Origin of the sequence: Xanthomonas hawaiiensis (assembly GCF_031834635.1) — a bacterium.
Classification (GTDB): Bacteria; Pseudomonadota; Gammaproteobacteria; order Xanthomonadales; family Xanthomonadaceae; genus Xanthomonas_A; species Xanthomonas_A sacchari.
Genome location: NZ_CP115873.1, coordinates 3,772,531 through 3,790,422, shown reverse-complemented (window position 1 = coordinate 3,790,422; position 17,892 = coordinate 3,772,531). Strand labels below are relative to the sequence as shown.

Sequence of the window (17,892 nt, the reverse complement as noted above, 5' to 3'; positions counted from 1 at the left end):
CCCGGATGCGCTAGGCTTCTGCTGTTGCTGTTTCCATTCCCCATTCCCGATTCACCATTCCCGGCCCCCATGCGCCTGCTCCTGGTAGAAGACAACGCCGATCTCGCCGATGCGATCGTGCGCCGCATGCGCCGTAGCGGGCATGCGGTGGACTGGCAGCGCGATGGCTTGAGCGCGGCCGGGGTGCTGCGCTACCAGCGTTTCGATCTGGTGGTGCTGGACATCGGCCTGCCGGGGCTGGACGGGCTGCGCGTGCTGGCCGGGCTGCGCGAGCGCGGCGATACCACGCCGGTGCTGATGCTGACCGCGCGCGACGGCATCGAGGACCGGGTGCAGGCGCTGGACGTGGGCGCCGACGATTACCTGGGCAAGCCGTTCGATTTCCGCGAGTTCGAGGCGCGCTGCCGGGTGCTGCTGCGGCGCAACCGCGGCCAGGCCAGCGAGGTGGTGCAGCTCGGCGGTTTCGCCTTCGACAACGCCGCGCACAGCGTCAGCCTGGACGGTATCCCGATCGAACTGCCCAACCGCGAGTACCGCCTGCTGGAGATCCTGATCGGCCGGCTCGGCCAGGTCGTCGGCAAGGACGAGATCGGCAACGGCCTGTTCGGCTTCGATGACGAGGCCGGGCCGAACGCGATCGAGCTGTACGTCGGGCGTCTGCGCAAGAAGCTGGCCGCCGCGCCGTTGCGCATCGTCACCGTGCGCGGCGTCGGCTACAAGCTGGAGGCGGCCACGACGCCGCCGGATCCGGCGGCAGCGGACGCCGATGGCTGAGGCCGCGCTGCCGGCGCCGTCGATCCGGCGCACGCTGCTGCGCTACCTGGGCGCGCTGTCGTTGCTCGGCGCGGTGGCGCTGTTCTTCGTCGCGCGCGACTACGGCCAGCGTGCCGCCAACCGTTCCTACGACCACCTGCTGGTGTCCTCGGCGCTGTCCATCGTCGATTCGGTGGCGCTGGCCGGCGGCCAGTGGCAGGTGGACCTGCCCTATGCGGCGCTGGACCTGCTGGCGATGGCGCCGGAGGACCGGGTGTTCTACCGCGTGTTCGATGCGCGCGGGCGCACCATCACCGGCTACGACGACCTGCCGGCGGCGCCGTCGCTGCCGCGCGCCAGCGCGCCGCCGCGCTTGTTCGATGCGGTCTACAGCGGCGAGCCGGTGCGCTTTGCGGTGGTGTCGCGGCGGGTGTCCTCGGCGGCGGCGCAGGACCAGGTGTGGGTGCAGGTGGGGCAGACCCGCCGCGCCCGCGAGGCGCTGGCGCAGGATGTGGTGCTGCACGCGCTGGTCGCCATCGCGCTGCTGTCGCTGCTGGCCTTGGCGCTGGTGTGGCTGGGCGTGTCGCGCGCCTTGCGGCCGTTGCGCACGCTCGAACGCGAGCTGTCGCGGCGCGAACCGTCCGAGCTCAAGCCGGTGGCCGCGACCGCGCCGCAGGAGATGCAGCAGATGGTGGCGGCGCTGAACCGCTTCATGGCGCGCCTGGCCGGCAGCAACGAGACCCTGCGGGCGTTCATGGCCGAGGCCGCGCACCAGATGCGCACGCCGCTGGCGGCGCTGCGCGCGCAGGCGCAACTGGCGCTGGACGAGGACGACCCGCAGGAGATGCGCCGCAGCCTGGAAGCGATCGAGCGCAACGCCACGCACATGAGCCGCCTGCTCAACCAGTTGCTCAGCGACGCCAGCGTGATCCACCGCTCCAACCTGCAGCGCTACGCCAGCGTCGACCTGGCTGAGGTGCTGCACCAGGCGCTGCACGAGGCCGTGCCGCAGGCCGCGCCGCGGCCACGCGTGCAACTGGCCGTCGCCAGCGAGCCGGCGCTGGTGCGCGGCGATGCGCTGCTGCTGCGCGAGGCGATCAAGAACCTGATCGACAACGCCTGCAAGTACGGCGGCGACGGTGCGCTGCAGGTGGCGCTGACCTGCAGCGCGCGCGATTGCGTGGTGACCGTGGCCGACCATGGCCCGGGCATCGCCGCGGCCGAGGCCGAGCGCGTGTTCGAGCGCTTCGTGCGCGGCGAGGGCGCGGCTGCCGGCGGCGCCGGGCTGGGCCTGGCGATCGTCAAGCGCGTGGTCGAGGCCCATGGCGGGCGCATCGACCTGTCCAACCGCGTGGGCGGCGGCCTGATCGCCAGCCTGCATCTGCCGAGGTTGCATCCATGAGCCTGTCCATGCTGCTGCGCCGTCTGCCGCTGCTGCTGACCGTGCTGCTTGCCGGCAGCGCGCTGGCCGCACCGGGCGACGTGCGCCGCTTCCCGGCGCAGGGCGCGGCCACCGCGCACCTGTGCATCCAGGGCTCGACCGACATCGAGGTATTCGCCGCGGTGATCGGCGACTACCAACGCCTGCATCCGCGCACCGAGGTGGTGTATCAGGACGTGATCGCCGGCGATATCTACCGACGTTACCTGCATCCGGGCCCGGGCCCGCGCTGCGCCGATCTGCTGATCAGCGCCAGCATGGACCTGCAGACCAAGCTGGTGAACGACGGCCACGCGCTGGCGCACCGCTCGCCGCAGACCGAGGCGCTGCCGGCCTGGGCGCAATGGCGGCACGAAGTGTTCGGCATCAGCTACGAGCCGGTGGCGATCGTCTACAACACCGCGCGGCTGCCGGCCGCGCAGGTGCCGCGGACCCGCCGCCGGCTGCTGGAACTGCTGCGCGCGCCCGCCTCGCCGCTGCGCGGGCGCATCGGCACCTACGACGTCGAACGCAGCGGCGTGGGCTATCTGTTCGCGACCCAGGACAGCCAGCTCGGCAGCATGGCCGGGGCGCTGCTGGCGGCGATGGGCGACAACCACGTGTTGCTGGAAGAGCGCACCGGCGTGCTGCTGGACAAGGTTGCGCGCGGCGACTTGCTGCTGGCCTACAACGTGCTGGGCTCGTACGCGCAGGCGCGCATCGACGCCGGCGCGCCGCTGGCGATCGTGCAGCCGGAGGACTACACCCTGGTCGCGCTGCGCACGGCGGTGATCCCGCGCGACAGCCCGCACGCAGCCGAGGCGCGCCGCTTCCTGGATTACCTGCTGTCGCCGCGCGGACAGCAGGTGTTGTCGCGCGAGGCGCGGCTGCAGCCGATCCTGCCGCAGCCGGGCAGGGTCGCGCAGGGTGGGCCGGCCGCTGCGTCGGCGTTCCGCCCGATCGCGCTGGGCCCGGGCCTGCTGGTGTACCTGGACGCGCTGAAGCGGCGGCAGTTCCTGGACGCCTGGCGCAGCAGCATGCAGCAGACGCCGCCGCGCTGAGCTAGGGCACGCCCCAGGGCGCCGGCGCTCAGCGCGCGAAGCGAGGCTGGCGCCCGGGCGAGCACAGCACGCGCACGCTGTCGCCCAGTTCCTCCGGCGCGCCGCCGGCCAGCAGCGCGTGCAGGCGCGGCCGGTCCGGCGCCGCGCCCGGCGCCAGCCCCACCCAGGCGTCCTTGCCGGCGCCCTTGGCGGCGTAGAGGCAGCGGTCGGCCAGGCCCACGCTCTGTTCCCAGTCGCCCAGCGCCGGCCACGCGGCGACGAACGGCCACGGTGCGAACCCGATCGAACAGGTCAGGGTCAGTTCGCGCTCGGCCAGGGCGAAGCCCTGCGTCGCCACCGCCGCGCGCAGGCGTTCGGCCAGGGCGCTGGCGGCGTCCTCGCGCGGCAGGCGCGTGACCAGCAGGAACTCCTCGCCGCCCCAGCGCACCAGCAGGTCGCGTTCGCCGCACAGCCCGCGCAGGCGATCGGCGCAGTGCACCAGCGCCGCGTCGCCGGCCTGGTGGCCGTAGTCGTCGTTGATGCGCTTGAAGTTGTCCACGTCGATCATGAAGAAGTACAGCGCATCGGCGCTGCTGCCGTCGTCCAGCGCCGCCAGCAGGAGCGGGCATTCGCGCGCCAGCCAATCCTGCAGCTCGCGGCGGTTGGCGACCTGGGTCAGCGGATCCAGGCGCGTGGCCGCCTGCAGGCGCGCGTTGCTCTGCAGCAGTTGCTGGTTGGCACGTTCGAGCTGGCGGGTGCGCTCGGCCACGGTGAGGTTCAACAGTTCCACCATGTCGCGCTCGCGGTTGACCGTGCGTCGCACGCGATGCAGGACCAGCCCGAGCAGCGCCAGTCCCAGCAGCACGTAGCCGGCATAGGCCAGCGGATGCCGCCACGGCGGCGGCAGCACCTCGATCTGCAGCCGTCGCGCGGCACCGAACTGGCCGTCGCGCCCGGCCGCTTCCACCACCAGCGTATAGCGGTCCGGCGGCAGGTGGCTGACCGAGAAATCGCTGTGCGCGGTCTGCGGATACACCCAGCCCTTCTGCAGTCCGTCGACGCGGTAGCGCAGGCGCGCGGTGCCGGGTGCGGCGAAGTCGATCGCGGTCATGCCGATGGTGAACACGTTGTCGCGGTGGTCCAGGGCGATGCGCTGCGCGTAGACCACGTCGCTCTCGGTCTGGTTCTCACTGCCGTTGCGGTCCTCGCCGGCCGTGAGGATGCGCAAGTCGGTCAGCACTGCACGTGCCTGCGGGCTGCGCAGCGGCAGGCGCGTGGGGTCGATCACGTCCACGCCCTGGGTGCCGCCGAAGTACAGCAGCCCGTGCGCGTCGCGGTAGCCGCGGCCGCTGTTGTACTCCTGGTTCTGCAGGCCGTCGCGGCGGCCCAGGCTCTGCACGATGCGGGTGCGCGGGTCGAGCACGCTCAGGCCGTTGTTGGTGCTCAGCCACAGCCGTCCCTGCGGATCCGGCAGGATGGTGTAGATGACGTTGCTGCTGAGTCCCTCGCGGTCGCTGTAGCGCAGCGCCACGTCGCGCTTGAGATCGATGCGGTACAGCCCGCCGGAGAAGGTGCCCACCCACAGCACGCCGTCGTGTTCGTACAGCGACCACACCGAGGGGTACAGGGTGCTGCCGCGCGGGCGGTAGGGTTCGGCGGGACGGCCGCTGCGCATGCGCCATACGCCGCAGTCGTTGCAGCCGATCCACAGCGTGTCTTCGCTGTCGCGGTAGACCCGGGTCAGGGTGTGCCCGTTCAGCGGCGCCCAGCGTGGATCGTTGCGCACCTGTCCGCCGACCACCCGGGTCAGGCCGCGGCGGGTGGCCGCCCATAGCGTGTCGCCTTCCAGCAGCAGATCGTTGATGTGCTCGTCGGCCAGGCCGCCCAGGCGTCGCAGCGCGCCGCTGCGGTCCAGGCGCCACAGGCCCTGGCGCGTGCCCAGCCACCAGCCGTCGCGGTCGGCGGCGATGCTGCGGATCGCCTGGCTGGCCAGCCCCGGCACCAGATGCCAGGCGGCGCGGCTGTCGTCGCGGGTCAGCAGGCCCTGGTCGGTGCCGATCAGCATGCGCTCGCCGTCGCGCCAGATGCTGCGCACGCTGCTGCTGGGCCAGGCGTGGGTGTCGCTGACGCGCTCCTCGTCGTTGCGGATCACCGCCGACAACGGTCGCACCCGGTACAGCCCGGCGGTGTAGGTGCCGATCCACCAGGTGCCGTCGTGCGCCTGGTAGAAGCGGATGATCGCGCTGTTCGGCGGCAGGTCGAAGCTGAGCCGCTGCGGCACATGCCGCACGCTGTCCAGTTGCGTCACCGTGGCGTTGGTGGTGCCGACCAGCACGCGGCCGTCGTGCAGCCGGATCAGCGCGCTGAGGTCGCTGCCGCGGGTGAACAACTGCGCCGGCGTCCAGTGCGCCAGCACTGCGCCATGCGCATCGAGCTGGAACAGGCCGCCGTGCGCCGAGGCCAGCCACAGGCCTTCCGGCCCGGACTGCAGCCCCACGCATTCGTCGATCCCGCGCGGCGCGGGCAGTTCCTCGCGTGCGTCGCGGCCCAGCCGCCACAGCCGGCATTGCCGGTCCAGCGCCACCGGCTGCTTGCCGTCCGGCATCCAGGTCAGCCCCACCACCGGCGCATCGCCGCCCAGCGGCCGTGCCCGCTGCAGGTCGGTCTCGACCCGGTCCAGGCCGCGTTCGGTGCCCAGCCACGCGCCGCCCTGCGGATCGATGAGGATCTGGGTGACGCGGTTGTGCGACAGGCCCTGCGTCGTGTCGAGGCGGTGGTGTTGCCAGGTCGCCAGTTCGATCACCTCCAGGCCGGCGTCGTTGGTGCCCAGCCACAGGCGGGTGCCGCGCGGCTCGAAACCGATGCTGTCGATGCTGCTGCTGAGCAGGCTCTGCCGGCTGTCGCTGCCGAGTTCGCGCCGGTAGGCACGGAACAGATGTCCGTCGAAGCGGTTCAGGCCCTCCTGCGTGCCGACCCACAGGAAGCCCTGGTCGTCGCTCTGCAAGGCGTTGATCGACAGTTGCGACAGGCCCTCGTCCAGGCCGAAGTGCTCCAGGCTGCTGGGCAGGTCGTCGTCGTCGGCGGTCACGGCCGCGGAGGCAGCCGGCGCGAGCGCCAGGCACAGGGTGAGCCAGGACGCGGCCAGCGGCAGGCGGCCCAGCAGGTTGGAGAGGGAGACGATCACGCCGTGTTATCGGCCACTGTGGTGTCGGTCTTGAATGCGCGGCAGTCGGGGTCTGCCGCTGGCGGTGGCGGCCACGATGCTGGGCGATTGTCCGGTTCGGCTCGTGCACGGCTGTGCCGCGTGGCGCGCGCTGCCGACAAGATCCGCCAGGCGGGTGCTGGCACGCGCCCCTCCGGTGGCGCGCGCGCTCGGCATCCATCCGCGCCGCACGTACACTGCATGTCCTGCGCGCTGTCCGCGCCCACCCGACGCCTTGCGGCGTCATGCCAGCCGCCTCACGCCCATGGATGCCCCGACGATCCTGGTCGCCGACGACCACCCGCTGTTCCGCGCCGCCGTGCTGCACGCGCTGCGCCAGGCCTTGCCGCGCGCCCTGGTGGTGGAAGCGGCCAGCGCCGCCACCTTGGACGCGGCGCTGGCCGCGCAGGCCGATGCCGACCTGATCCTGCTGGACCTGGCCATGCCCGGCGCGCGCGGCTTCTCGGCCCTGCTGCACGTGCGCGGCGAGCGCCCGGACGTGCCGGTGGTGGTGATCTCCTCCAACGATCACCCGCGGGTGATCCGTCGCGCGCAGCAGTTCGGCGCGGCCGGCTTCATCCCCAAGTCCTCGCCGGCCGAGACCATCGGCATCGCGGTGGCGGCGGTGCTCGACGGCGGCACCTGGTTTCCGCCGCTGACCGCGGCGCGCTCGGAGGCCGATGCGCAGCTGGCCGCGCGCCTGGCGCAACTGACCCCGCAGCAGTTCCGCGTGCTGCTGTGCCTGGCCGACGGCCTGCTCAACAAGCAGATCGCCTACGCGCTGGGCCTGGCCGAGAACACGGTCAAGGTCCACGTGACCGCGATCCTCAAGAAGCTCGAATGCCACAGCCGCACCCAGGCCGCGGTGCTGGTGAAGGCGCTGGAGCCGGAAGGCGAGGCCTGAACCGAACGGCGGTGGGGGGCGTTTTCCGCGGCGCCCGGATACGCGATGCTATGCGCCGATGCCCGCGCCCCCCGCGGGCGGAGACCACCGGACCATGCCCACCACGACCCTCCGCAACGAGCAGACCGCCCACTATCCGTTCCTGCAGGAGATGCTGGACGACGACTACTTCCCCCCGTCGCTGGTCGGCAAGGGGCAGAAGATCCTGCTGCGGTTGTGCGAGGCGATCGAGGCGCAGGCACCGGCGGATCTGGCGGCGCTGTACCGGCTGACCCATGCCGCCACCGAGGAGTTCAACAAGCTGGCGCTGGAGTTCGAGGCCCACGACAGCGAGATCGAGACCGCCGCAAGCGAGAACATCGGCGTGGATTTCCTGTACATCGCCAAGGCCTACGGTTTCGAAGACGCCGACGTCGAGGAGCTGATTGCGCCGCGCGAGTGGTAGAGGCTTCGCTGCGCCCCGGACCTCACCCCAACCCCTCTCCCGAGGGGAGAGGGGCCAGCGTTTCCCTTCTCCCGCCGGGAGAAGGTGCCCCGCAGGGGCGGATGAGGGTGCGGCAGCCAGGATTCTTTCGCCGTCGGGGCAGCGGCGGGATCGTCGCGTCAACTGCGGATCAGGTGGTGCGTGGCGCTGCGCGCCCCGGACCCTCACCCCAACCCCTCTCCCGGTGGGAGAGGGGCCAGCGCTTCCCTTCTCCCGCCGGGAGAAGGTGCCCCGCAGGGGCGGATGAGGGTACGGCGGCCAGGATTCTTTCACCGCTGGGGCGGCGGCGGGATCGGCGCGTCAACTGCGGATGAGGTGGTGCGCCGCGCTGCGCGCCCCGGACCCTCACCCCAACCCCTCTCCCGGGGGGAGAGGGGCCAGCGTTTCCCTTCTCCCGCCGGGAGAAGGTGCCCCGCAGGGGCGGATGAGGGTGCGGTGGCTAGAATTTTCTCCGTCACCAGGCAGCGGCGAGGGCCGTTCGCTAACGGCGCATGAGATCTTGGGCCGCGCTGTGCGCCCCGGACCCTCACCCCAACCCCTCTCCCGGTGGGAGAGGGGGCCAGCGCTTCCCTTCTCCCATCGGGAGAAGGTGCCCCGCAGGGGCGGATGAGGGTACGGCGGCCAGAAGTCCAACCCGCGCACGCACCCGCCTCACCCACGCCGCAGCAACATCTGCGTCATCAGCGCGCGCAGCGCCGGCGCGCGGACCGGCTTGGCCAGGAAGCCCCAGCCGCGCTCCTGCGCCAGGGTGCGCAGCGCCGGATCGGCCTCGGCGGTGACCAGGATCGCGCGCGGTTCGGCCTGCCAGCGCGTGCACAACTGCGCGAACAGGGTCGGGCCGTCGCACTCGCCCATGCGCACGTCCAGCAACACCAGTTCCGGCGCCTGCGCCGGCTGCGCCGCGGCCAGCGCCTGGTCCGGGCCGGCGGCCAGCTCGACTTGGCAGGCCCAGCGCGTCAGCAGGGTGCGGCTGGCCTCGCAGACCCGCGGGTCGTCGTCGATGCACCACACCCGGCAACCGTGCAGGATCGGGTCGTCGCCGTTGTCGCTGGCCATCGCCGCCGGCGCCTGGCGTTGTGCGGCCGCGGCATCGCCCAGCGGCACGGTCACCGAGAACACGCTGCCGCGGCCTAGCTGCGAGCGCAGGCCGATGCGGTGGCCGAGCAGGCGGCCGATGCGCTCCACGATCGCCAGGCCGAGGCCGGCGCCGCGGTCGTTGGCGACGCCGTCGCCGAGCCGACGGAATTCCTCGAAGATTTCCTGTTGCAGCGCTTCGGGAATGCCCGGTCCCTGATCGTGGACCTCGATGCGCAACTGGGTGCCATCGCGCCGGCAGCCCAGCAGCACGCGTCCGCGCGGCGTGTAGCGCACTGCGTTGGACAGGAAGTTCTGCAGGATGCGCCGCAGCAGGGTCGCATCGCTGCGCACGGTGGCGCGGGTCGGCACGTAGTCCAGGCGCAGGCCGCGGCCTTCGGCGACGATGCCGAACTCGCGCGCCAGGGTCTGCAGCAGCGGGTCCAGCGCCAGGTCCTGCACCTGCGTCTTCAGCGTGCCCGCTTCCAGCCGCGAGATGTCCAGCAGGCTGTTGAGGATCGCGTCCTGCGCCGCCAGCGCGTTGTCGACATGGTCGGCGATCTGCCGCGCATCGGCATCGTGCAGCTTGCCGCGCAGCGCCGAGACGAACATGCGCGCGGCGTTGAGCGGCTGCAGCAGGTCGTGCACCGCCGAGGCCACGAAGCGGGTCTTGTAGCGGTTGGCGTTCTCGGCCTCGCGCTTGGCCTCGGCCAGGTCGTGGGTGCGTTCGGCGACGCGATGCTCCAGCGCGTCGGCCAGCGAGCGCAGTTCGCGTGCGGCGTTCTTGTAGCTGGTGATGTCGGCGTAGCTGGTGACGAAGCCGCCGTCGGGCAGCGGATTGCCGCGGATCTCCAGCACCGTGCCGTCGTCCTTCTCGCTCTCGCGCATGTGCGGGCGGCCGCTGCGCAGGTGGTCCAGGCGGCGCTGGATCGCCGCTTCCACCGGGCCGGGGCCGAGCAGGCCGCGGCGCGCGTTGTAGCGGAACACGTCCTCGATCGGACGGCCGACCCGGATCAGCTCAGGGGGAAAGCGGAAGATCTCCAGATAGCGCGAATTCCACGCCACCAGGCGCAGTTGCGCGTCGATGATCACCACGCCCTGCGGCAGGTGCTCCAGGCTGCGGCTGAGGCCGGTGTCGGCCTGCTGCGCGGCCTGCACGATGCCGTCCTGGGCAGTGCGCAGTTCCTGCGCGTGCTGCTGCAACAGCGCTTCCAGTTCGCGCCGGCTGCGTTGGCGCAGCCGCGCCAGGCGCTGGCGCTGCTGGAACAGCAGGCCCAGGAACGACAGCGCCAGCCAGATGCCGGCCGCGGCCAGCGCGGCGGCGCGGCCGGCGGCGCGGCTGCCGCCGATGTCGTGCAGCAGGTGCAGGCGCCAGCCGCTTTCCGGCAGCGCCATGCTCTGCCACAGCAGCGGCGCCGGCTGCGCCGGCATGTCGATGCGCATCACCTGCCCGCCGTCGTCCAGCGTCTCCAAGACCCGCCGTCGCGCCGGCAGCAGGGTCTGCTGGGCGTACTGGCGGGTCGCCAGCAGTTCGTCGCGCTCGCGCGCGCTGAGCGGTTGCAACTGGCGGTAGCGCCAGACGTCGCGGCTGGACAGGAACACCACGCCATGGCCGTCGCTGACCAGCACCACGTCGGGCACGCGCAGCCATTCGTGCTCCAGCGCAGCCAGTTCGATCTTGATCACGATCACCCCGAGCGTGCGTCCATGCGCGTCGAGGATCGCCTGCGAGAGGAAGTAGCCGGGCACGCCGGTGGTCATGCCGATGCCGTAGAAGCGACCCTTGCCCTGCGCCAGGGCCTGCTTCACGTAGGGGCGGAAGCTGTAGTCGGCGCCGACGTTGCTGCTGGCCAGGCGCCAGTTGCTGGCGGCCAGGGCCACGCCGTTGGCGTCGATCAGGGTCAGGGTCGAGGAGCGGGTGACGTCGTTGGCGCGTTCCAGCTTCAGGTTCAACTGCTGCTGCGTGGCCGCGTCCAGCGGATGGGTGAGGGCGTCGCGCAGTTCCGGGTCCAGCGCCAGCACCTGCGGCAGGGTGCGGTAGCGGTCGATGCGCTGCTGCAGGGTCTGCGCATACAGCTCCAGCTGCTGCCGCAACTGCACGCTCTCGGCGCGCAGCGCGCGCTGTTCGGCGACGTGTTGCGCCGACAGCATCGCCAGCACCATGCCGCCGACGATGACGACCAGCAGCAGGATCAGGCGACGATGGCGCAGGAGCGAGGGCATGCGGAAGAACGCGGCGGCCGGGACCGCATCAGCTTAGAGGGTGCGCCACCGTTTGCGGTGCGCGGCGGCGATCGACGGTGTCGTGGATCGGCAGGCGGCAGCAAGCGGCCCGTCGCAGGTCTGCAATGCGCCCACGTCAGCGAGCGTCGTCGGTAAAGTCCCGCGGATGCAGCGTGGACACGCTGTGCGTGGCCAGACGCGGTGACGCAATGGCCGTCGGCTTGCCGACGGCTTGAACAGCCCTTGCGGCTGGCGCAGCAGTCCGCAGCCCGGCCGATCGCGTCGGATCGGCCGGGCTGCGTCGGCTCAGAACTGGATCTGGGCGCGGACGTCCAGCGAGTTCGGCTTGACGCGCACGCCGGCGCGCTCGGCATCGGCGCGCACGTAGTTCACCTGGAACTTGAAGTGGCTGGTCAGATACCAGTTGGCGCCCAGGGTCCAGTCGTGCTGGCGGCCGCCGAGCACCGTGCCGTCGTCCAGGTCCAGGCGGCTGTAGCGCGCCAGCAGTTCGACCGCGCCGTAGGCGTTGGCCGGCTTGATGTTGCCGACATTGCCGGCGCTGTAGGGCCGCGATTCGCCGGTCAGCACGTAGCTGGCGAACACGTACTGGCCGTCGGCGGTGTAGTCGGGGCGGCCGTTGTCGCGGGTCACGTCGGCGCGCAGCGCCTCGCCCTGCATCGAGAACGGGCCCTTGATCCAGATCGCCTCCAGGCCGGTGCGGCGCACCTGGTCGACGTCGACCAGCGTGCCCGAATCGATCAGGCGCACGTCGGTCAGGCCGGCTTCCGGGCGCGCACGGAAGCGCGCGCGCGGGCTGAAGCTCACGTCCAGGCCGTTGTGGTAGCCGCGCGGATTCTCCTGCGAATACGCCAGGCCCAGGTGCAGCACGTCGCCGTCGGCCTTGAACGGCGTCCACACGCCGCGCACCGCCTGGGTGGTGCCGGGATTGTCGCCCTGCAGATCCTTGCCGCCGTAAGCGCCGGCCTGCAGCAGGTACTGCGGACGCTCGAAGGTCCACTCCACGCCGGTCCTGCGGCCCTGGTAGATCGCCTGCACCGGCAGCGCCACTTCCATGAAGCTGTCCGCACGCGAGCTGGTCACGCCTTCCAGGCCCACCGGCACCTTGATGTAGCCCAGGCGCACCTTGCCGTAATCGGCGCCGAACAGGGCCTTGGTCTCGAAGCGGAAGAACACGTCCAGCCACAGCTTGGACTGGAAGTCGAAGTACACCATCGCGTCGTACACGCCCTTCTTCTTCAGCGTGGCGCCGAACTCCTTGCGCCGGAACGTATTGTCGTCCTCCAGGCGGCCGTCGTCGTTGGAGAAGTTGTTCCAGTCGTAGGCGTAGTTGCCGGTCACGGCCAGTTCGGTGCCGTCGTTGAAGGCGACCTTGGTCGGCCAGTCGTCGAAGCCGTTGGCGGCGAAGGCGGGAGCGGCGGCGGTCAGGCCCAGCGCGGCGAAGAGAAGAGTGTGGCGCATGATGGAGTCGTCTCGGTAAGGAATGAAGGCACGGCAGTCCCCGGCCGGGCAGGTGGTGCGATGACGCGGGCAGTGCGGCGGCGGGCCGCACGCGAACGGCGGCGCCGCCGCGATGCGGACACGGTGTGCCGGACGTGATGCCCCCTGCATGCAATAGCGGACGCGCCCGGCCGTTCTTTACGGCGATGTTGCAGTCCTGCGGCGACGTCTACCCCTGAAGACGTGCGCTGCGATGGCGACGGCGCCGCCGTCGGCCGCGAGGGGCGGCGTCTGCGTGCGGCGTTGCGTCAGCCCTTCCGTGAGCCTGCCGCGCCACTGTAACCGCGTCGACACGGCGCGGCGCCGGGCCTAGTACCAATAGGTTATCTGCTTAGACGCTGGCGACGCGTACAAAGGCAGCATTCCGCGACCCGCGTCGGGTGGGCGGACCGTCCCGGAGCACTTTCGATGCACATCTCAACTTCCCCGGCCACGCCGCCGCGGCCTGTGCCGTTCTACCGGCACACGTACGTCCAGGTGCTGGTGGCCATCGTCATCGGTGCCGTCCTCGGTCATCTGGAGCCGCAGTTCGCCACCCAGCTCAAGCCGCTGGCCGATGCCTTCATCAAGCTGGTGAAGATGATCATCGCGCCGGTGATCTTCCTGACCATCGTCACCGGCATCGCCGGCATGACCCAGCTGAAGATGGTGGGCCGGGTGTTCGGCAAGGCGATGGTGTACTTCCTGTTCTTCTCCACCCTGGCGCTGGTGGTGGGCATGATCGTCGCGCACGTGGTGCAGCCCGGCGCGGGCATGAACGTCAACCTGGCGACGCTGGACCAGAGCAAGGTCGCCAGCTACGTGCAGAAGTCGCACGACCTGACCCTGGTCGGCTTCCTGATGGACATCATTCCCAATTCGCTGATCGGCGCGTTCACCGGCGACCAAGTGGTCAACGGCAAGCTGGCCGGCCCCAATGTGCTGCAGGTGCTGTTCGTCGCCGTGCTGTTCGGTGTGTCGCTGGCCCTGGTCGGCGAGCGTGGCAGGCCGGTGGTGAACCTGCTGGAGGCGCTGATCGCGCCGGTGTTCAAGCTGGTGCACATCCTGATGAAGACCGCGCCGATCGGCGCGCTGGGCGCGATCGCCTACACCATCGGCGAACACGGTCTGCACTCGCTGGTGCAGCTTGCCTGGCTGGTCGGTTCGTTCTACGTCACCTCCTTGCTGTTCGTGGTGGTGATCCTGGGCGTCGTGGCGTATCTATGCGGGTTCTCCATCTTCAAGCTGATCCGCTATCTGAAGGCGGAGCTGCTGTTGGTGCTGGGCACGTCCTCGTCCGAATCGGCGCTGCCGTCGCTGATGGAGAAGATGGAACGCGCCGGCTGCGAGAAGTCGGTGGTCGGCCTGGTGGTGCCCACCGGTTACTCCTTCAATCTCGACGGTACCAACATCTACATGACCCTGGCGGCGCTGTTCATCGCCCAGGCCACCAACACCGAACTCACCCTCGGCCATCAGATCACGCTGCTGCTGGTGGCGATGCTCAGCTCCAAGGGCGCGGCCGGCGTGACCGGCGCCGGCTTCATCACCCTGGCGGCGACGCTGGCGGTGGTGCCGGAGGTGCCGGTGGCCGGCATGGCGCTGATCCTGGGCGTGGACCGCTTCATGAGCGAGTGCCGCTCGCTGACCAACTTCATGGGCAATGCGGTGGCCACCGTGGTGGTCTCGCGCTGGGAGAACGCACTGGATCGCGATCGCCTGCGCCTGGCCCTGGATGGCGAGGCCGTGCCGCTGCCCGCGGTGGCGGCCGAACCGCTCGCCACGCGCTGATCCGCTGCACCGCACGACGCGCCGGCCTTGCCGGCGCGTCGCGTTTTTGCCGGCGCCCAAGGCCCTGGCGACAGCCGCCAGACAGGACCGCTCCTGCGGCTGGGGGTAGAATTCCGGGCCTCCGCGCCTTTCGACAAAAGAAGCTCTCGATGTCAAACGACGATTTCAAACAGGCCGCCCTCGACTATCACCGCCAGCAGCCGCCGGGCAAGATCAAGGTCTCCGCGACCAAGCCCATGCTGACCCAGCGCGATCTCTCCCTGGCCTATTCGCCGGGCGTGGCCTTCGCCTGCGAGGCCATCGTCGCCGATCCGAAACAGGCCAGCGAACTGACCGCGCGCGGCAACCTGGTGGCGGTGATCAGCAACGGCACCGCGGTGCTGGGCCTGGGCAACATCGGCCCGCTGGCATCCAAGCCGGTGATGGAAGGCAAGGGCGTGCTGTTCCAGAAGTTCGCCGGCATCGACGTGTTCGACATCGAGATCAACGAGAACGATCCGGACAAGCTGGTCGACATCATCGCCAGCCTCGAGCCGACCTTCGGCGGCATCAACCTGGAAGACATCAAGGCGCCGGAGTGCTTCATCGTCGAGCGCAAGCTGCGCGAGCGCATGAACATCCCGGTGTTCCACGACGACCAGCACGGCACCGCGATCATCGTCGGCGCTGCCGTGCTCAACGCGCTGGTGGTCACCGGCAAGAAGATCGAAGAGGTCAAGCTGGCCACCACCGGCATGGGCGCGGCGGGCATTTCCTGCGTCAACATGCTGGTGTCGCTGGGCCTGAAGCCGGAGAACATCCTGGCGCTGGACCGCGACGGCGTGATCCATACCGGCCGCACCGACCTGGACCCGGACAAGGCGCGCTACGCCCGCGACACCGACAAGCGCACGCTGGCCGAGATCGTCGAGGGCGCGGATATCTTCCTCGGCCTGTCGGCCGCGGGCATCCTCAAGCCGGAGATGGTGGCGACGATGGCGCCGCAGCCGGTGATCTTCGCTTTGGCCAATCCGAATCCGGAGATCACCCCGGAGGCGGCCAAGGCGGTGCGCCCGGACGCGATCATCGGCACCGGCCGTTCGGACTATCCGAACCAGATCAACAACGTGCTGTGCTTCCCCTATCTGTTCCGTGGCGCCATCGACGTCGGCGCCACCGGCATCAACGAGGAGATGAAGATCGCCTGCGTCAAGGCGATCGCGGCAATGGCGCGGCGCGAGGCCTCCGACCTCGGCGCGGCCTATGGCGGCGAGACGCCGAGCTTCGGCCCCGACTACCTGATCCCGCGGCCGCTGGATCCGCGCCTGCTGGTCGAGCTGTCCTCGGCGGTGGCGCAGGCGGCGATGGATTCGGGGGTGGCCACGCGGCCGATCGCCGACATGGCTGCCTACCGCGACAAGCTCAGCCAGTTCGTCTACCGCACCAGCCTGATGATGAAGCCGGTGTACGACCGCGCCCGCGCCGACAAGCAGCGCGTGGTGTACGCCGAGGGCGAAGAAGAAGTGGTGCTGCGCGCAGTGCAGAGCGTGATCGACGAGGGTCTGGCGTTCCCGATCCTGATCGGCCGCCCGGACGTGATCGAGGCGCGCATCCAGCGCCTGGGCCTGCGCATCACCGCCGGCGTGGATTTCGAGATCACCAACATCCACGACGACCCGCGCTTCAACGACTACTGGCAGTACTACCACGCGCTGACCGAGCGCCGCGGCGTCACCGTCACCGCGGCCAAGGAGCTGATGCGCTCGCGGCCGACGCTGATCGCCGCGGTGATGGTCGCGCGCGGCGAAGCCGATGCGCTGCTCACCGGCGTGGTCGGCCGCTTCCACAAGAAGCTCGGCTACGCGCGCAGCGTGATTCCGCTGGAGCCGCGGGTCAGCTCGACCTCGGCGATGACCGGCGTGATCAACCAGCAGGGCGCGTTCTTCTTCGTCGACACCCACGTGCAGGAAGACCCGAGCGTGGAGCAGATCGTCGAGGCCACGCTGCAGGCCGCCTATCGCCTGAAGCTGTTCGGCATCGAGCCGAACATCGCGCTGCTGTCGCATTCCAACTTCGGCAGCCACGATTCGCGCGACGCGCTGAAGATGCGCCAGGTGCGCGAGGCGCTGCTCAAGCGCAAACCCGAACTCAACATCGACGGCGAGATGCAGGGCGACACCGCGTGGGACGAGGCGCTGCGCAAGCAGATCATGCCCAACAGCACGCTCAAGGGCCGCGCCAACCTGTTCGTGCTGCCGAACCTGGAAGCGGCCAACATCGCCTACAACCTGGTGCGCGTGTTCACCGACGGCGTGGCGATCGGCCCGATCTTGATGGGCATCTCCAAGCCGGTGCACATCCTCACCACCAGCGCCACTTCGCGCCGGGTGATGAACATGACCGCGATCGCCGCGGTCGATGCGCAGATCCGCAAGCAACGCGACGCGGAGAAGTAAGCGCCGCATCGCGGCGCCGGCACGCGTCGCGCGCCGTGCGTTCGTCGGTGATGCCCACGTTCGCTGTGCCGATGCGCTGCCGCTGATGCGGCGGCGCATCGGCCTGGGCATTCCCGCATTGCAGGCGAATCGCATCTGCCGCGCCGGCGTTTCGCGCACGCAGAGGCCTGCGCTGGTTGCGCGCAATGGTGTGGGGCGAGAGGAGAACAGTAGCGGCGCCGCGATGGCCGCGGCTGCGGGACCGTTCGGGCGAGAGAGACGCTAGGGGAGGGATCGAAAGGTCGAGACTGAAAACGCTTTCATACGTGGGCGACACCGAGTGCCGCAGTGCCATTCGCATCGCTGCGTGCGCGGCCGGCACGAAGGCCGCGCGAGGGGAGGCCAGGCACGAAGGCGGCGCCGGCGGCGCCGCGCCCCGTTCAGGCCATGCGCTTGCCCACCGGCAGCGGCAGGTTGTCGCCGTCGGCCTGGTTCAGCTTGGAAGGCTTGCCGGTCAGCAGCACATATGCGTCGACGCCAGTAAGTTCGGCGATCTTCAGCAAATGCCGGGCATTGGGAACCGAACGGTTGTTCTCCCAATGACCCAGGGTGCTATGCGCCACGCCCAACAAGGCGGCAAGCTCGCGCAGTGTGAAACCGGCATTTCGCCGCGCCTGCATCAAACGCACACCTATATCCACGAGACACCTCAAAGCGGCATGTCGGCGCCGCGTGATGCCAGCATAGTGGTGCGTCGGTTCCGTATCAAGCGAACCGGAAAGGCGCGTGAAAGGACCGCTCGCGATCGCCGCTGCGGCCCGCGCCCGGCCCGGGGGCGGGCTGCTAGAATCGCCTGTCCCTTTTCGCCGTGTCCCCACCGCCATGAGCCATACCGCCACCGCGCCCGCCAACGCCCAGACGCGCTACGAGGTGCGCCGCGCCGACCTGCCGCTGAGCTGCCCGACGCCGGAGATGGCGCTGTGGAACTCGCATCCGCGGGTCTACCTGCCGATCGAGGACGAGCCGGGCCTGGAAGCCAAGTGCCCGTACTGCGGCGCGGTCTTCGTGCTGGTCGACTGATCCGGGTTCG

General features: G+C 70.3%; 12 protein-coding genes. 8 read left to right on the top strand and 4 right to left on the bottom strand.

Features of this window, described 5'->3' with window-relative positions:
- Positions 1-69 precede the first annotated feature (69 nt).
- Genes PG878_RS16140 through PG878_RS16130 form a run of 3 tightly spaced genes read left to right on the top strand, consistent with a single transcriptional unit; the run spans position 70 to position 3,234 of the window.
- Positions 70-774 (top strand): response regulator transcription factor, encoded by a 705-nt coding sequence (locus PG878_RS16140; protein WP_209030819.1) that lies wholly within the window; start codon positions 70-72, stop codon positions 772-774.
- Positions 767-2,155: a sensor histidine kinase gene (locus PG878_RS16135; RefSeq protein ID WP_209030821.1), complete on the top strand. Its 1,389-nt coding sequence runs from the start codon at positions 767-769 to the stop codon at positions 2,153-2,155. Before PG878_RS16140 ends, PG878_RS16135 begins: the two co-directional genes overlap by 8 nt.
- A complete protein-coding gene (locus PG878_RS16130; RefSeq protein ID WP_425611752.1) occupies positions 2,152-3,234 on the top strand; it encodes an ABC transporter substrate-binding protein in 1,083 nt (360 codons plus the stop codon). Before PG878_RS16135 ends, PG878_RS16130 begins: the two co-directional genes overlap by 4 nt.
- 28 nt (positions 3,235-3,262) lie before the next feature.
- Here the strand turns inward: PG878_RS16130 and PG878_RS16125 are convergent, their stop codons facing one another.
- On the bottom strand, positions 3,263-6,397 hold the full coding sequence (locus PG878_RS16125; protein WP_209030823.1) for a ligand-binding sensor domain-containing diguanylate cyclase: 3,135 nt from the start codon (positions 6,395-6,397) through the stop codon (positions 3,263-3,265).
- Positions 6,398-6,680: 283 nt separating this feature from the next.
- Between PG878_RS16125 and PG878_RS16120 the strand changes: the two genes are divergently transcribed.
- Both PG878_RS16120 and PG878_RS16115 read left to right on the top strand, forming a co-directional pair.
- Positions 6,681-7,319: a LuxR C-terminal-related transcriptional regulator gene (locus PG878_RS16120; protein ID WP_209030825.1), complete on the top strand. Its 639-nt coding sequence runs from the start codon at positions 6,681-6,683 to the stop codon at positions 7,317-7,319.
- Positions 7,320-7,413: 94 nt separating this feature from the next.
- The gene (locus PG878_RS16115; protein ID WP_209030827.1) at positions 7,414-7,764 is read left to right on the top strand and encodes a DUF5713 family protein; all 351 of its coding nucleotides are present in this window, start codon (positions 7,414-7,416) and stop codon (positions 7,762-7,764) included.
- 690 nt (positions 7,765-8,454) lie between these two features.
- Here PG878_RS16115 and PG878_RS16110 read toward each other — a convergent pair.
- Both PG878_RS16110 and PG878_RS16105 read right to left on the bottom strand, forming a co-directional pair.
- Positions 8,455-11,100 carry a hybrid sensor histidine kinase/response regulator gene (locus PG878_RS16110; RefSeq protein ID WP_209030828.1) on the bottom strand — a complete coding sequence of 882 codons (2,646 nt, stop codon included), beginning with the start codon at positions 11,098-11,100 and terminating at the stop codon, positions 8,455-8,457.
- 306 nt (positions 11,101-11,406) lie between these two features.
- The gene (locus PG878_RS16105) at positions 11,407-12,579 is read right to left on the bottom strand and encodes an OprO/OprP family phosphate-selective porin (protein WP_209030830.1); all 1,173 of its coding nucleotides are present in this window, start codon (positions 12,577-12,579) and stop codon (positions 11,407-11,409) included.
- 447 nt (positions 12,580-13,026) lie between these two features.
- Here PG878_RS16105 and PG878_RS16100 point away from each other — a divergent pair, with 447 nt between their 5' ends.
- Together PG878_RS16100 and PG878_RS16095 are read left to right on the top strand one after the other, a co-directional pair.
- Positions 13,027-14,388, top strand: coding sequence for a dicarboxylate/amino acid:cation symporter (locus tag PG878_RS16100; protein ID WP_209030831.1), 1,362 nt, complete (start codon positions 13,027-13,029; stop codon positions 14,386-14,388).
- Positions 14,389-14,537: 149 nt separating this feature from the next.
- Positions 14,538-16,823 carry an NADP-dependent malic enzyme gene (locus tag PG878_RS16095; protein WP_209030832.1) on the top strand — a complete coding sequence of 762 codons (2,286 nt, stop codon included), beginning with the start codon at positions 14,538-14,540 and terminating at the stop codon, positions 16,821-16,823.
- A gap of 419 nt (positions 16,824-17,242) precedes the next feature.
- On the opposite strand, the gene PG878_RS16090 is transcribed toward PG878_RS16095, so the two are convergent.
- Positions 17,243-17,482, bottom strand: a complete 240-nt coding sequence (locus tag PG878_RS16090) for a helix-turn-helix domain-containing protein (RefSeq protein WP_244672594.1) — start codon at positions 17,480-17,482, stop codon at positions 17,243-17,245.
- A 202-nt stretch (positions 17,483-17,684) separates the two neighbouring features.
- Here PG878_RS16090 and PG878_RS16085 point away from each other — a divergent pair, with 202 nt between their 5' ends.
- Positions 17,685-17,882 (top strand): zinc-finger domain-containing protein, encoded by a 198-nt coding sequence (locus tag PG878_RS16085; RefSeq protein ID WP_010344507.1) that lies wholly within the window; start codon positions 17,685-17,687, stop codon positions 17,880-17,882.
- Positions 17,883-17,892 lie beyond the last annotated feature (10 nt).